Source organism: Pseudoalteromonas sp. Ld19, assembly GCF_045064135.1.
GTDB classification, from domain to species: domain Bacteria; phylum Pseudomonadota; class Gammaproteobacteria; order Enterobacterales; family Alteromonadaceae; genus Pseudoalteromonas; species Pseudoalteromonas aliena.
In genome coordinates this window covers 340,762-355,128 of sequence record NZ_JBISHA010000021.1, presented here as the reverse complement: position 1 = coordinate 355,128, position 14,367 = coordinate 340,762, and the positions used below count along the sequence as shown (strand labels likewise).

Below are 14,367 nucleotides of genomic sequence, written 5' to 3'. Positions count from 1 at the left end.
GTTAGGACTACTTATAGTTAGGAGTAACTAAAACGGTTTGTTCAGTTGGTAAAATAATATTTTCTTTTAGTTTCCAGCTACCGTCTACGGGCTCAATAAATACTGAGTAGGCACCTTGTGTAAAATCATTCAGTAATGCCGTGAATTCTTGGTTTGCATTTGGAGTAAGCATGGCTTCAAAGTCATGTGCTTTTATAGTGCGATGATAAAACGAGAGTTTTAATGCATGCACATTACTACTGTCGCCTTTTGTAAATTTGAATCTTACGCGCTCGTTAGTGACATTTAATTCGCCATGTAGGTAAAGTGCTTTTGCTTTTTCAAACTTACTAAGCTCTAAGTTTATTGCTTTACCTTTTTTGTAGTAGTCATCAACAACCATGTCTGGGCCGTTACCTATTGCTGTAATAAATAAGCTGATACAGCCAATAATGGCCGCTAATGGGAAAAAGATTAAAAACCAAGGCCAAAAATTTTTATACCACGGAGTAGGTTGCATAGTGTCTCTAAAATTAGTTTAGGAAAGGCTATTTTATAGGAATTATACGTAAAAGACTAAAAAAAAGCCTCACAGTGGAGGCTTTTTTGATCTGGATTAATCTATTGAATTAAATAAATTAATTTATAAACATTTTATTAACCGCGTGCTTATTTATCTTGCGATAAACTGTAAACATAGGCAGTTAATAAGTGAATTTTATCTTCACCTAAAATGTCTTTCCATGCTGGCATTACACCGGCACGGCCGTGGTTGAGTGTTTCTTCAACAGCGCGTTGAGAGCCACCATATAACCAAATGTTATCAGTCAGGTTTGGCGCGCCAAATGGCAGGTTATGTGCAACCGACCCTTTACCGTCAGCACCGTGACATGCGGCGCACATTGCAAATTTTGCTTCGCCTGCTGCTGCATCTTTTTGGTTAACGGTACGACCAGAAAGGCTCAGCACATGTGCTGTCATTTCTTTAATACCTTGCTCGCCAAGGGCTGGGCCCCAAGCTGGCATTGCTGCAATACGACCAAGTAAGAGTGTTTCTCTAATTTTGTCTGGTGTACCGCCATATAACCAATCTTTATCAGTTAGGTTAGGGAAGCCAGTGCCACCACGCGCATCAGAACCATGACATTGCGCACAGTTTTGTGAGAATAAACGCTGACCAATTTCGATGGCTAGTTGACCATCTGTTTGTTCATGTTTGTCACCGTTTTCAAGTGCAACTTGCTGCGCTGCGTCACCTTCAAACTTAGAATTAACTAAATCTAAAACTGGCACTTGTGCTAGTCGGTTGAAAATAGGACCAAAGCGCTCTTCTGCGGCTTCGTACTCTTTATCAAGCTTTACAAAGCGACCTTCTTCCTTCGCTTTCGCTATTGCTTCTTTAGATTCCGCTAAAGTAGTAATACCTTGATTAGAGCTAGTCCATTTACCTAATCCTTCCCAGTTGCCTAAACCTGGGTAAGCTGCAAGGTAATATACAGACCAAATAAAAGTAGCGAAGAACATGTAAGTCCACCATTTTGGTAGTGGGTTATTTAACTCTTCAATGCCGTCAAATTCATGTCCACAGCTTTCACCTTCTTTTACGCCAGTATAGTTTTTTAAGTTCCAAACTAGTAAGCCAAAGATGATGAATAAGCATGCAAGGGTTAATACAATAACCCAAATACTCCAAAAGCTAGTCATTTTTCAGACTCCTTTTCCTCGTTAGAGAGTGTGTTGTTATGTTTTTTTTCATCTTCAAAAATGGCATTAGCAGCGCTATCAAAACGAGTTTTGCTACGCTTGCTGTATGCCCATACAACAATCACAATAAACAATACTAAAATTACCAGAGTCAAAATGCCTCTGTATGTTCCGTAATCCATAATTTTTTACTTCAAGTGAGTGCCAAGTTGCTGTAAATACGCGATTAGGGCTTGCATTTCAGTTGCGCCTTCGCCGTTATTCATAGCGTTAACCTTCTCAACATCAGCTTGAAGCTCTTCGTCGCTGCCATAACCTAAACCCGGGTGTTTAGGGTTTTCTGGGTTAATAGCAAAAGTATCACGGAAAATTTGTAGTTTTTTCAGAGTCAGGCTAGTATCTACCTTATCCTCTGCTAACCAAGGAAAACTTGGCATATTAGACTCAGGAACCACAGCCCGTGGGTCCACTAAATGAGCATAATGCCAATCGTCCGAGTAACGTTTACCAACGCGTGCTAAATCAGGACCAGTTCGTTTAGAACCCCATTGGAAAGGGTGATCCCATACTGATTCGCCTGCTACAGAGTAGTGACCATAACGCTCAACTTCATCACGAAAAGGACGGATCATTTGTGAATGACAGTTGTAACACCCTTCACGCACGTATATATCTCGGCCTTCCATTTCTAAAGCATTTAGAGGGCGTAAGCCTTCTACCGGCTTAGTCGTATCGTCTTGGAACATTAGCGGAGTAATTTCAACTAGTGCACCAAAGCTGATAGCAAAAACAGTCAGTATAGCCATTAGGCCAACGTTCTTTTCTACTATTTCATGTTTGTTTTGTGAATTTTTATTGCTCATCATCTCACTCCGTTATGCTAATTGTGCTTGCGCGTCTAACTTCAGAGATTCTTTCTCAGCTGAAATTGTACGGAAAACGTTATAAGCCATAACTAACATGCCTGCTACGATGAATACACCGCCAACAAAACGCATGATATAGAAAGGATGCGACGCTTCTAAAGACTGCACAAAGCTGTACATTAATGTACCGTCAGCATTTACTGCACGCCACATTAGACCTTGCATTACACCAGAGATCCACATTGCAACAATGTATAAAACAACACCGACAGTGTGTAACCAAAAATGAGTATTAACCAATTTAACGCTATACATACGACCTTGTGCGAATAACGCAGGGATCAGATGGTAAATAGCACCAATTGAAATCATCGCAACCCAACCTAGTGCACCTGAGTGTACGTGGCCGATTGTCCAATCTGTGTAGTGAGATAATGCATTTACAGATTTAATTGCCATCATTGGACCTTCAAACGTAGACATACCGTAGAAAGATAATGAAACAACTAAGAAACGTAATACAGGGTCAGTACGTAGTTTATGCCACGCACCAGACAGTGTCATAATACCGTTGATCATACCACCCCAAGACGGTACGAATAAGATAATAGACATAACCATACCTAAACTTTGCGTCCAATCAGGAAGTGCAGTGTAGTGAAGGTGATGAGGACCTGCCCAGATGTATAATGAAATTAACGCCCAAAAGTGAACAACCGATAAACGGTATGAGTAAACTGGACGACCTGCTTGCTTTGGTACAAAGTAATACATCATACCCAAGAAACCAGCCGTTAGTAGGAAACCTACCGCATTATGTCCGTACCACCACTGAACCATCGCATCTACCGCACCTGCATAGATTGAGTACGATTTAGTTAACGATACCGGCACTGCCATGCTGTTTACAATGTGAAGCACAGCAACAGTGATAATAAAGCCAGCGTAGAACCAGTTAGCAACATAGATATGCGACACTTTACGCTTGATTAAAGTACCAAAGAATACAATCGCATAAATAATCCAAACCACAGCGATTAAAATATCGATTGGCCATTCAAGTTCTGCATATTCTTTAGAGCTAGTAATACCTAGTGGTAGCGTTATTACAGCTAATACAATAACGAGCTGCCAGCCCCAAAATGAAATGGCGGCGAGTTTGTCTGAGAAAAGACGCGTTTGACAAGTACGTTGAACGACATAATAAGATGTCGCAAAAAGTGCACTGGTACCAAATGCGAAAATTACTGCGTTCGTGTGTAACGGACGTAGTCGAGAGTAAGTTAACCATGGTGTATCAAAGTTAAGTGCTGGCCAAGCTAATTGGGCAGCAATCAGAACCCCAATACTCATGCCAACGATGCCCCAAATCACTGTCATAATAGCGAATTGGCGTACAACTTTATAGTTATACTCAGTTTGTGATGCTACTGTTTGGCTCATTTTCTGGCTTCCGCTGCAATAAATGCGTTTAGAAATGAATTACCCACCGATAAAAAGTGGGGCCTACTATTACTTCACAAGCATGTTACCTAAAACGTTCAAAGCATGAATGCTTCAGAAAACAAACTCGAGAAACCCTTAATTTTTGCGGGTGAAATGATAAATTTTTTGACCTAAAAAAGATAGTTCAATTACGTAATATTATGACATCAATCAAACTTTGTGAGTTTGTTGTTTATTTTTTGACACAGTTTGTGCCATATTTTGACTAAGCGTAACATTACTACTTGTTATTTATAGACCCGATTATTAAGATTCGCTTTTATTTACAGCGAGATTATTATGCTTGGATACAGATCACCCGTATTTTTAGTACTGACTTTGTTATTAACAGCATGCGATTTTTCTGAAAACAATGAGGTTTTGCTCGAAAATAAAGAGGCATGCGATGCTAATTTACCCTGTACTTTCCCAAGTGGTGTTAAAATATGGCTAAGTGACGCCTCTCCTTCGCCCGAAACCCCCTTTACAATTTTTAGCAAACTGCCTAGCGGGTTACACATTACAAATGCCAAACTAAAAGGTATTACTATGTATATGGGCTATATACCCCAACAATTTAAGCAATACGGCGATAGTTGGCAAAGCGAAACTATGGTGGGTATATGCGCTGAAAAAAACATGCTTTGGAACTTAGAACTTACCTTAGTAAATAAAACCACCTCAGTTGAAAAAACACTCCATTACCCTTTTTATGTAAATTACTAATACCAATCTATGCCCTAGATTGATACGAGCGATTATTGCGTTCGATCACCATACACTTTCCAGTCTTTTTATGAAGTGCGCTTTGCTGTTGGATATTCGAGTTATTCAGTAAACACAACATAGGCCTCTCTAGTAAATATGTAAAGTGAGTTAAACCGTTAAAATTGCTCACAATAACCGCATAAATATAGTTAGTAATTAACATTTAGTTTTGCGCTTTTAATAATGTGCTGTGATCAACTTGTTAATTTGCTTTTGCTAAGCTTATTTCTTGTGTGATTACATATAATTACAAACTACATCATATTGGTTTCACCTGTTTTTTAATTGTATCAAAGTCTGTTTAATTTATTGATTTTTATCTGTATTTTTTAGTTTACAATGAAACAAGTTATAACCTTTGTACCTTGAATGTTTCATTCCTATTATCCACTGTCAAAAATCAACCTGCTATTAAGTTTTCATTCAGTTAACTGGGCCTAAGTTGCCTGCCCAGCTCACCAATCTTATAAAAGTGAGTGTTACCAATATTGGTAAATTTCCAACAAGTAGGGTTCTTTCATGAAAAAATCAACTCTTGGCTTAGCTGTAATTGCAGCAATTCCAATGTTCTCAAGTGTACAAGTTTTAGCTGCTGATGAAGCTGTAAAATCAATCGAAAAAATTCAAGTTACGGGTTCTCGTATTAAGCGTTCAGATATGGAAACTGCTAGCCCAGTAACACTCATTGGCGCAGATGAGATAAGAGCATCTGGTGCAACATCTGTTGATAGCGTACTTCAACAAATGACCGCTACTGGCGGCGCAATGACCAACCCCGGCGTAAATAACGGCTCTGGTGGTAACGCATCTATCAATTTACGTGGTTTAGGTTCACAGCGTACATTAGTACTTGTGAATGGACGTCGTATGATCAACTCAGGAACTGGTGCAGCGTCTACTGTTGATTTAAATACAATTCCAGTTTCTATGATCAAGCAAATTGAAGTACTTAAAGATGGCGCTTCAGCTGTATACGGTACAGATGCCGTTGCTGGTGTTGTAAATATTATTCTAAAAAATGATTTTGAAGGCCTTGATTTAAACGTCAATTCTGCAATGACATCAAAGCATGATGCGACTGAGAATTCTATTGACTTCACTGTCGGTACTTCATTCGATAAAGGTAATATTGTTTTTGGTGCGCAGTACACAAATCGTGGCGAAGCAAGCCAAGCTAACAGAGGTTTTTCAGATTGCCCAATTGAAGAGGGGAGTAACGGTTTTTATTGTGGAGGTTCTTCATTTAGTGAAGGCGGCCATATTCAAAACAGTTTAACTGCTGGTATTTTAAATAAAAAAGGTGAAATTGAACAAACCGGTATAGCTGACGATAGTGGTTTAAGCGGTTTAGGCGGGTTACACCGTTATTCAGCTGAAAATGATTCATACAACTATGCTCGCAGTAGTTACTTGTATACGCCGATGAACCGATTAAATATTACAGGACTTGGTACTTATGAGTTATCTGACGACACAAGTTTTTTTAGTGAGTTTACCTATACAAAACGCTGGTCAGAGCAACAGTTAGCACCACAACCAATTAATTTTAAGTTTGCTTATGATCCAAGCACTATGGGCAACAGCCTTTTAGGTCAAACTTTTGATAAACGTCAAGTTGCTAATAATGCATTTGTAAAAGATGCAAATGGTGATTACGTAACAACTGCAACAAATTATGCAGCTGGCGATCCAATCAGCTACCGTCGTCGTATGAGCGAAAGTGGTACACGTAACTACACTCAAACAGTGGATACAGTGCGTATCGTTGTAGGTGCAGAAGGTGTTATTAACGATTACTCGTGGGATCTTTCTGCTAACTTTGGTCGAAATGACTCTGTAAGTAAAACAAGTAACCTGCATAACGTTTCAGCTTTAAAAGCGGATGTTGAGGCAGGTAACTTTAACCCTTTAGATGAAGCTGACTGGGTTCAATCAAACGTAAGCGAATACATTTATAAAGAGCAAGAGTCTGGTGGAAGCCAGTTGTTTATCGTTTCAGGTTCTCTTTCTGGTGAAATGTTTGAACTACCAGCAGGTTATGCTGCATTTGCTGCCGGTATTGAGCATCGCCAAGAAAAAGCATGGCAAGATCCTGATTCAATTGCTGCTCAAGGTTTAGGAAATGACCCTCGCGTAGATCCAACAAGTGGTGGTTTTAATGTAGATGAAGCGTACGTTGAGTTTGCAATACCATTGCTAGCAAATGCACCATTCGCTGACAGTGTTGAGTTAAGCGCTGCAGTCCGTGCCTTTGATTACAGTACATTTGGTTCAGACAATACGTGGAAATTGGGCTTAACTTGGCGCGCTAACGATGAGCTAATGATGCGTGCAGTACGCTCAACAGCTTTCCGTGCCCCAACAGTTGATGAGTTATACTCAGGCAAAGCCATTTCTTATGATGGCGTAACTTTCCCAGGTGCAGACGATCAAGCTGAAGTAACTGTGGGCGGCAATGCTGCTTTAACACCTGAAGAAGCAGATACGTTAACATTTGGTGTTGTTTATGAGCCACAATGGCTTGACGGTTTTTCAATGACGTTAGATTACTACGATATTGAAATTGAAAATGCTATTAGTACTTACACAAGTCAATTTGTTGTCGATCAGTGTATTAACCCTAATGGTACTGGGACTACATTGTGTGAAAACACTGGTGCGTTAATACGTACTGATGGCCGTATCGTGTTCAACAACCAGTTGCGTAACATAGGCTCAGAAAAAACATCAGGCATAGATTTAAACTTAAAGTATTCATTTGATGCGTTAGGTTTAGCGTGGAAAACAGGCCTTGATACAACCTATTTAGATGAATATGTTGTTGATACTGGCGCGGTAATTGACTATCAAGGTTATATTACAAACGGTAAAGGTGGCTATGCTGATCTTAAGTCTAACCTTCACGTAACTGTCAGTGGTGACTCGTGGGATGCAACATACGAAGCACGTTATGTTGCTGGTATGGACAGCTTTACTTGTCGACTTGATCAAAGCGAATGTATTGCACCGACTACACCATCAGTTGTGTATCATGATATTAGTGGTTCTTACATGATTAACGATGTAGTTACTGTGTCTGCTGGTATCAACAATATGTTTGATAAGCAACCTCCTTACTACACTGGTAATTACTCTGCAAATACTGACCCATATACATATGATGTACTTGGCCGTCGTTTATTTGCTGGTGTAAACATTAAGCTTTAATTAGCAGTTTAATCTTATTGAGGCTCAGTATTTACTGGGCCTTTTTTATTGAACAAAGCTGAGTAGGCAAGTACACTTAAGTTTCTAAAATATAGCGCAATTTCTCCAGCGTTAGAGTAGTCCCCAAAATTAACCAAATCGGCTAAGGAGAACTGATTGTTAAAACAAGACGAAAACTTATCTTTTGTCATTGAACCAGAGCTAAATCCTCGCGCTGAGCAGCGTATTGATCTGTACTTTTCGATCCCGAATGAAATGGGGATCAACCCGCAGACGCTTTCTGAAGAATCTTATTTTAATAACCACTTTAAATCGCATTTAGCCTATAACGCCAACAATATACATTTGCCGTTAGTACGAAGCCGTTTTGTGAGTAAAAACAAAGGCGAGCAGCAAGATTATCGGCAAAACCTTAATTTATTTTGCTACCAAGTGCGTTTAGCACTCGATGCTGATATAAAAGATGCCTTAAAAATTGACGAAGCAGAAGACTTTTATAAACGTGCTAACGAAGTGTATGAACAAAGTGAGGGGCTTTTAAAAAAGCTGCGTCGGTATACGCCAGATGATGAAAAGTTACTGCCATTTTTTACCAATGCAGATAACTATTTAAGTTGGCATGTTGAGCAATCTTTTTTAAAGCTTTTAGATGAAGGGCCACGTAGCAGCGATTATGCAAAAGAACGTAATGATTTACTGCAGTTTTGTAAAAATGAAAATACGTACCGCGCTGAAAAAAACTACAACTCAGAAACAACCATGCAAGATGCTAACCGAATAACGAATAAGATGCGCTTGTTACAACGCTTAATTGAGCATGGCGTTATATTACAGCGACAAACTCGTTTTCTAAATAGCTACCTAAAACGTTTGGTCAAAGGCACTGTCACAGCGGTTATAATGGCTTTTGTGATGGTGGTGATATTAAATGCACGTTCTAGTTTTACCGAAGTAACCGCAACACTTATTTTGATTCTAGGGGTTATTTATGGATTACGGGAAATATTTAAAGAAGACATTACACGGGTGATTTGGCGAGCAATCGTGCAAGGGCGTCCCAAATGGCGATTTAGCTTTAAAAACAGTATTACTAAAGATAAGGTGGCGAGCCAGTTTATCTGGCTTGAATATACGCGCTTTAAAAAAATCCCAAAAGAAGTGAAAGCTATTTTTTCAAAACGTCGTCAGCAAAATAAACAAGCCGCGCAGTGGTTGCACTTTGCAAGTGAAACGCGTGTTAGCGCTAAAGAATTTTTACCAGGTTACGATACACTACAACAAACATTACATTTTAACCTTGCACCGTTTGCCCGTTATTTAAAGCGAGGCGAGGGTAAGCTCTATCATTTAGACAGTAATAAAATATCTAAACAGGCGGTAGAAAGGCGTTACCAATTGAACATGGTGCTGATATTAACTGAAGAAGATAAGAAGCTCTACCAACGGTATAAAATAACGCTAAATCGCAGTAAAATAGTGAATATAGAACTTATCTATTCTACAAAATAAAAAAGAGGGCAGATGTAAGTCTGTCCTCCTTTTTTTGTATAAGCATACACTTATTTAGTTAGACCGTGCTTGCTGTATAAAGTTACTTTATCGGATACTAACGTGATTTCTATATTTTTAGTTTCGTCGCCCCAAACACAGTTAGTATGGAGTGTTTTTTCTACGCAGTTATCAGCACTGCCTAATAGTGTTTCAACGTCGGCTTTATCCATGCCTATTTTAATTTTTTCGTAGTTTTCTTGACTTACTTTTGAACACGCTGCAAGGCTAAGTAAGGTTGCGATAATTAGAAGTTTTTTCATTTTTATTTCCTAAAGATGAATAATACCAATTTTATTAAAAACATGATCATTCTAGCGTATTAAATAACTCACTAACTACGTTAAAAATTATTCATATAGAACAACTATGTATCATAATTTTAGCTTTGTTATTGAGCTGTTTTCTTATCCCTATAATAGATCACTAATTTAATGCAATTGGTATAAGGTTAATGGTTAAACTTTCTTATTTGCACTATTACTCCCATACGAGGGTGATCTAGATAGTGCACTTCGCCACTGATCACACGTCTAAATTGTGAAAAGCGAGCTGATTCTATATCACCATTTTCTAGTGTTTGGCTGATATCAAAATCGGCTGTTATAAAGAGATAATGACGTAAATGAATCTTAAATAAACCATCGAGTTCCCATTTAACGTTTGGCTTATCTGGAGCGTTAAACAGTGCAGGTTGAGCGTTTAACAAGCTAATAAAATCAGGGTTAGCATAGCTAGGTATTGTATTAAGATCATTTTTAAAGTGCTGACCTGCAATTAAATGCATGCTCGGCGAGCGTGATTTACTTGCTCCTTCAAAGCGCCAGCCTGTATGCAGTAAAGGTGTTAGTCCTTTACGAGAGAGCTGTGCATATTGAGTTTTAAATTGCAATTGCTCAGATGATAAAAGGTAAGTTTGCTCCATTGCTTCTTGTGTTTCAACAAGGGGAGTCACAGGGAGTTCATCGTAACTTTGTAAATAATCAATGCTCTCATCACACACACTTGACTGAGGATTAATGTCAACTAATGAATCGGTAAATGAACGTGTTTGAAAGCGCTCATCACCATCTATGCACGCTTGTTTAGCTTGCTCTGTATAAAGTGGAGTCAACAGGTCTAGGATATTTTTATCTGCAATAGCTTTATGTTTAAGGCTAAAGTCTTCTTGCAAGTAGGGGGCGGGGCGCTGTTTAAATATGAGCACTTCAACCTCAAACCAACGCTCTGCAAATGCAGTGCTGCTAAATAAGCAGCATAAAATAACCAGCGATTTTTTTAGCAACATTAATGGCTAACCTTTTTTTCGAAATCTGCAATCATTGCAGTGACCATTTTTAAGCGTTCGCGGGCATTTGCCTCACTAATTGCAAAGCGCAGTTTATTTGCGCCATCCATTTTGTAAACCTTAGGTGCACTTTGTATCAAACCAATGATGAAGCTAGGGTTAACCTTAGTATCTTGGCTGAACTCAAAGTAACCGCCTTTAGGGTTAGCTTCAATTTTTGTTATCCCTAAATTGCTGGCCTGCATTTTAAGCTGTTGTAAGCTAAATAAGTTTTTAGCGGCATCGGGTAATAAACCAAAGCGGTCTATTAGCTCTACCTGTAACTCATTCATATCGTCAAGGTTAGCACAACTAGCAACGCGCTTGTACATACCTAATCGTGCATTAACATCGTGTATGTAGTCGTCAGGTAATAATGCAGCTAGTTTCAAATCTACTTCAGTTTGTTTTTTTAGTAGATTTTCAAGTGTTGGTTCTTTACCTTCGCGTAGCGCATTTACTGCTTGTTCAAGCATTTCCATATACAAACTAAAGCCGATGGTTTGCATTTGACCTGATTGATCATCGCCAAGCAACTCACCCGCGCCACGAATTTCTAAATCATGTGTAGCGAGAGCAAAACCCGCGCCTAAATCTTCTAACGATTCGATTGCTTGTAAGCGTTTACTTGCATCTTTAGATAGCGCTTTTGGGTCGCCCGTCAGTAAATAAGCATACGCTTGGTGATGACTTCGGCCAACTCGTCCACGTAATTGGTGTAACTGTGCAAGGCCGAGTTTATCTGCTCTGTCCATAATAATGGTGTTGGCTGTAGGTACATCGATACCGGTTTCGATAATCGTGGTACACACCAACACGTTGTATTTTTGATGATAAAAGTCAGTCATTATTTGCTCAAGCTCTTGCTCGCGCATTTGACCATGGGCTGAGGTTACACTCGCTTCAGGGACCCATTCACTAATTTCTTGTGCAACACGGTCAATAGTTTCTACATTGTTATGCAAAAAGTAAACTTGGCCACCGCGTTTAATTTCACGCAGTACCGCTTCGCGTATTAGTTCTACATCACGTTGGCGAACAAAGGTTTTTACCGCTAAGCGTTTAGCAGGCGGGGTCGCGATAATTGATAAATCGCGCATGCCGCTCATGGCCATGTTGAGTGTACGCGGTATTGGCGTTGCAGTCAGTGTAAGTATGTCTACATCGGCGCGCAGTGCTTTAATTTTCTCTTTTTGACGCACCCCAAAGCGATGTTCTTCATCAACAATAAGTAAGCCTAAATCGTGAAATTTAATGTCTTGCTGAATCAGTTTATGTGTGCCAATAACTATATCGAGTTTACCGTTGGCCATTTTCTCAAGCGTGTCTTTTTGTTCTTTAGTGGAGTTAAAGCGTGAAAGCACACCAACTTCAATAGGAAAATCAGCAAAACGGTCTTTAAAGTTTTCATAATGCTGTTGAGCTAGCAGGGTAGTTGGTACTAAAATGGCGACCTGTTTGTCATCGTTAACCGCTACAAAAGCAGCACGCATGGCCACTTCTGTTTTACCAAAGCCTACGTCACCACACACTAAGCGATCCATGGCTTGTTTCGATTGCATATCACCTAATACGGCTTCTATGGCGTTGCGCTGATCGTCAGTTTCTTCAAACGGGAAGCTATCGCTAAATTGGCGATATGCAGGGGCATCTAGAGTAAATTTATTACCTGGCTTTGCTTGGCGCTGAGCATAAATATCAAGTAATTCTGCGGCTACATCGCGAACTTTTTCAGCCGCACGTTTTTTTGCTTTTTCCCAAGCATCTGAGCCAAGCTTATGCAGCGGGGCGCTAGCTTCTTCGCCACCAGAGTAACGACTAAGCATATGCAATGCAGATACTGGCACGTACAATTTAGCTTCACTTGCGTAAGTAATCGTAACAAACTCAGTAACTACACCTGCAGCGTCAATTGTTTGCAAACCTTGATAACGGCCAACACCATGATCGAGATGCACAACAGGTTGGCCTTCTTTAAGCTCGGCTAAATTACGAATTAGCGCATCTTGGCTGGCTTCGTATTTATGTTTGCGGCGTCTGCGCTGAGATACTTTTATACCCAGCAGTTCTTGCTCGGTAATAATAGAAAGGCTTGGTTTAGTGCCAAGTACTACACTTTGTTCAAGCGGGCTTACTATTAAGCCTACATCACTCGGGCTTTTTGTAAATTGTTCGAGTGTTTCAAATTCTTTAAATTTTAAACCGCTTGGTTTTAGAATGCTCAGTAATGATTCGCGACGACCATCGGATTCAACACTGAGTAATATGCGGCCTTTTTTCTTTTTTTGCTCTGCTACATAATTTATAAACGCAGCATAAGGTTCATGCTGTTTATGATCAATTCGAATAGCAGGCAGCTCGCAAACGCTTAAGTTTTTATTGCCCGCTTTAGTACCAAGCTTTGCAAGCGATAAACGAATACGTGCAAAGTTGCCTAAATTAGAAAACAGCTCTTCAATAGGCTGATAAAGCGCATTGGGTTCTAGTAATGGGCGAAGTGGGTCAACTCTGCGGTTTTCATAACGTACATTTACATCGTGCCAAAAGTTATCTGCCGCATGCTCTAAATCACCTAGTTGCATAACAGTTGTTGTATCTGGCAGATAGTCAAAAATAGTCGCTAGCTTTTCAAAAAACAACGGCATGTAGTATTCAATACCGGCAGGCCAGTTACCTTTACTCACTTGCATGTATACAGAATCTTGCTGCGAACTTGCGCCAAATTTTTCACGGTAGCTTATTCTAAAACGTTCAATATCAGCGTCGTTAGTTGGAAACTCATGTGCTGGAAGTAGCTCAATTTTATCTACTTTTTCATCAGAACGCTGCGTTTCTACATCAAATAAACGAATGGTGTCGAGTTCGTCATCAAAAAAATCGAGTCTAAATGGGTGCGGGCTACCCATAGGGTACAAATCAACAATAGAGCCGCGTATAGCGTATTCGCCATGCTCCATTACTTGTTGAACATTTAAATAACCGGCTTGCTCTAAATTATCACGAAAATTGTGCGTGTCTAGCTTGTCGCCGACTTTAAAATTTATTGTTGAGCCGTAAATAAACGAGGCGGGTGCAGTGCGCAACATTAAGGTAGATACGGGCACAATTAACACACTTTGTTGTTCTTTTTTTAAGGTGTTTAAAGTGGCTAAACGGGCTGAAATAATATCTTGATGGGGAGAGAAATGATCGTATGGCAGAGTTTCCCAATCAGGAAATACCATTACCGGATTATCGGGTAATAAATACTCTAACTCTGTTTCAAGGCGCAGTGCGCTTGGTGTATCAGGCGTAACAATCAAAACTAAGTTGTCTTGTTGTTTAACGCCTTCAGCAATGGCAATACTTAAACCACTTCCGCTTAGCTGGCCCCATTGAATTTTATCTTTATGAGATTTTACCCAAGGCAAGGCTGCCCATTGCTCAAACGCCATTTATTACTCCATTTATAGTTGGCTCTTAGCAAGTAAGAGCCATTATATT

General features: G+C 39.7%; 11 protein-coding genes. 3 read left to right on the top strand and 8 right to left on the bottom strand.

What is annotated here, in order from left to right:
• Positions 1 to 7: 7 nt before the first annotated feature.
• From ACJJVZ_RS13465 to ccoN, 5 genes are all read right to left on the bottom strand, one after another.
• Positions 8 to 499 (bottom strand): FixH family protein, encoded by a 492-nt coding sequence (locus ACJJVZ_RS13465; protein WP_405601185.1) that lies wholly within the window; start codon positions 497 to 499, stop codon positions 8 to 10.
• 149 nt (positions 500 to 648) lie between these two features.
• On the bottom strand, positions 649 to 1,683 hold the full coding sequence (gene ccoP, locus ACJJVZ_RS13460) for a cytochrome-c oxidase, cbb3-type subunit III (RefSeq protein WP_182701395.1): 1,035 nt from the start codon (positions 1,681 to 1,683) through the stop codon (positions 649 to 651).
• Positions 1,680 to 1,865, bottom strand: a complete 186-nt coding sequence (locus ACJJVZ_RS13455; protein WP_182701396.1) for a cbb3-type cytochrome c oxidase subunit 3 — start codon at positions 1,863 to 1,865, stop codon at positions 1,680 to 1,682. Before ACJJVZ_RS13455 ends, ccoP begins: the two co-directional genes overlap by 4 nt.
• A 6-nt stretch (positions 1,866 to 1,871) precedes the next feature.
• The gene (gene ccoO / locus ACJJVZ_RS13450; RefSeq protein WP_405601181.1) at positions 1,872 to 2,546 is read right to left on the bottom strand and encodes a cytochrome-c oxidase, cbb3-type subunit II; all 675 of its coding nucleotides are present in this window, start codon (positions 2,544 to 2,546) and stop codon (positions 1,872 to 1,874) included.
• A gap of 12 nt (positions 2,547 to 2,558) precedes the next feature.
• Entirely contained in the window at positions 2,559 to 3,992 is a 1,434-nt protein-coding gene (ccoN, locus tag ACJJVZ_RS13445) for a cytochrome-c oxidase, cbb3-type subunit I (protein ID WP_077538298.1), read from the bottom strand.
• A gap of 342 nt (positions 3,993 to 4,334) precedes the next feature.
• Here ccoN and ACJJVZ_RS13440 point away from each other — a divergent pair, with 342 nt between their 5' ends.
• The 3 genes from ACJJVZ_RS13440 (at position 4,335) to ACJJVZ_RS13430 (ending at position 9,518) form a co-directional block, all read left to right on the top strand.
• Complete coding sequence (locus tag ACJJVZ_RS13440; RefSeq protein WP_405601179.1) at positions 4,335 to 4,760, top strand: hypothetical protein; 426 nt, start codon at positions 4,335 to 4,337, stop codon at positions 4,758 to 4,760.
• Between the two features lie 561 nt (positions 4,761 to 5,321).
• Positions 5,322 to 8,009: a TonB-dependent receptor gene (locus ACJJVZ_RS13435; RefSeq protein WP_405601177.1), complete on the top strand. Its 2,688-nt coding sequence runs from the start codon at positions 5,322 to 5,324 to the stop codon at positions 8,007 to 8,009.
• 156 nt (positions 8,010 to 8,165) lie between these two features.
• A complete protein-coding gene (locus ACJJVZ_RS13430; RefSeq protein WP_077538295.1) occupies positions 8,166 to 9,518 on the top strand; it encodes a hypothetical protein in 1,353 nt (450 codons plus the stop codon).
• A 50-nt stretch (positions 9,519 to 9,568) separates the two neighbouring features.
• Here ACJJVZ_RS13430 and ACJJVZ_RS13425 read toward each other — a convergent pair whose 3' ends face one another.
• From ACJJVZ_RS13425 to mfd, 3 genes are all read right to left on the bottom strand, one after another.
• The gene (locus tag ACJJVZ_RS13425; RefSeq protein ID WP_193155640.1) at positions 9,569 to 9,820 is read right to left on the bottom strand and encodes a DUF3862 domain-containing protein; all 252 of its coding nucleotides are present in this window, start codon (positions 9,818 to 9,820) and stop codon (positions 9,569 to 9,571) included.
• Between the two features lie 188 nt (positions 9,821 to 10,008).
• On the bottom strand, positions 10,009 to 10,845 hold the full coding sequence (locus tag ACJJVZ_RS13420; RefSeq protein ID WP_405601174.1) for a peptidoglycan binding protein CsiV: 837 nt from the start codon (positions 10,843 to 10,845) through the stop codon (positions 10,009 to 10,011).
• Complete coding sequence (mfd, locus tag ACJJVZ_RS13415; RefSeq protein ID WP_405601173.1) at positions 10,845 to 14,318, bottom strand: transcription-repair coupling factor; 3,474 nt, start codon at positions 14,316 to 14,318, stop codon at positions 10,845 to 10,847. The genes ACJJVZ_RS13420 and mfd overlap by 1 nt, the downstream gene beginning before the upstream one ends.
• Positions 14,319 to 14,367 lie beyond the last annotated feature (49 nt).

Excerpts from the sequence above, each read along its gene's own strand:
- ACJJVZ_RS13465 (WP_405601185.1), bottom strand. The coding sequence starts at position 499 with ATGCAACCTACTCCGTGGTATAAAAATTTTTGGCCTTGGTTTTTAATC.
- ccoP (WP_182701395.1), bottom strand. The coding sequence starts at position 1,683 with ATGACTAGCTTTTGGAGTATTTGGGTTATTGTATTAACCCTTGCATGC.
- ACJJVZ_RS13455 (WP_182701396.1), bottom strand. The coding sequence starts at position 1,865 with ATGGATTACGGAACATACAGAGGCATTTTGACTCTGGTAATTTTAGTA.
- ccoO (WP_405601181.1), bottom strand. The coding sequence starts at position 2,546 with ATGAGCAATAAAAATTCACAAAACAAACATGAAATAGTAGAAAAGAAC.
- ccoN (WP_077538298.1), bottom strand. The coding sequence starts at position 3,992 with ATGAGCCAAACAGTAGCATCACAAACTGAGTATAACTATAAAGTTGTA.
- ACJJVZ_RS13440 (WP_405601179.1), top strand. The coding sequence starts at position 4,335 with ATGCTTGGATACAGATCACCCGTATTTTTAGTACTGACTTTGTTATTA.
- ACJJVZ_RS13435 (WP_405601177.1), top strand. The coding sequence starts at position 5,322 with ATGAAAAAATCAACTCTTGGCTTAGCTGTAATTGCAGCAATTCCAATG.
- ACJJVZ_RS13425 (WP_193155640.1), bottom strand. The coding sequence starts at position 9,820 with ATGAAAAAACTTCTAATTATCGCAACCTTACTTAGCCTTGCAGCGTGT.
- ACJJVZ_RS13420 (WP_405601174.1), bottom strand. The coding sequence starts at position 10,845 with ATGTTGCTAAAAAAATCGCTGGTTATTTTATGCTGCTTATTTAGCAGC.
- mfd (WP_405601173.1), bottom strand. The coding sequence starts at position 14,318 with ATGGCGTTTGAGCAATGGGCAGCCTTGCCTTGGGTAAAATCTCATAAA.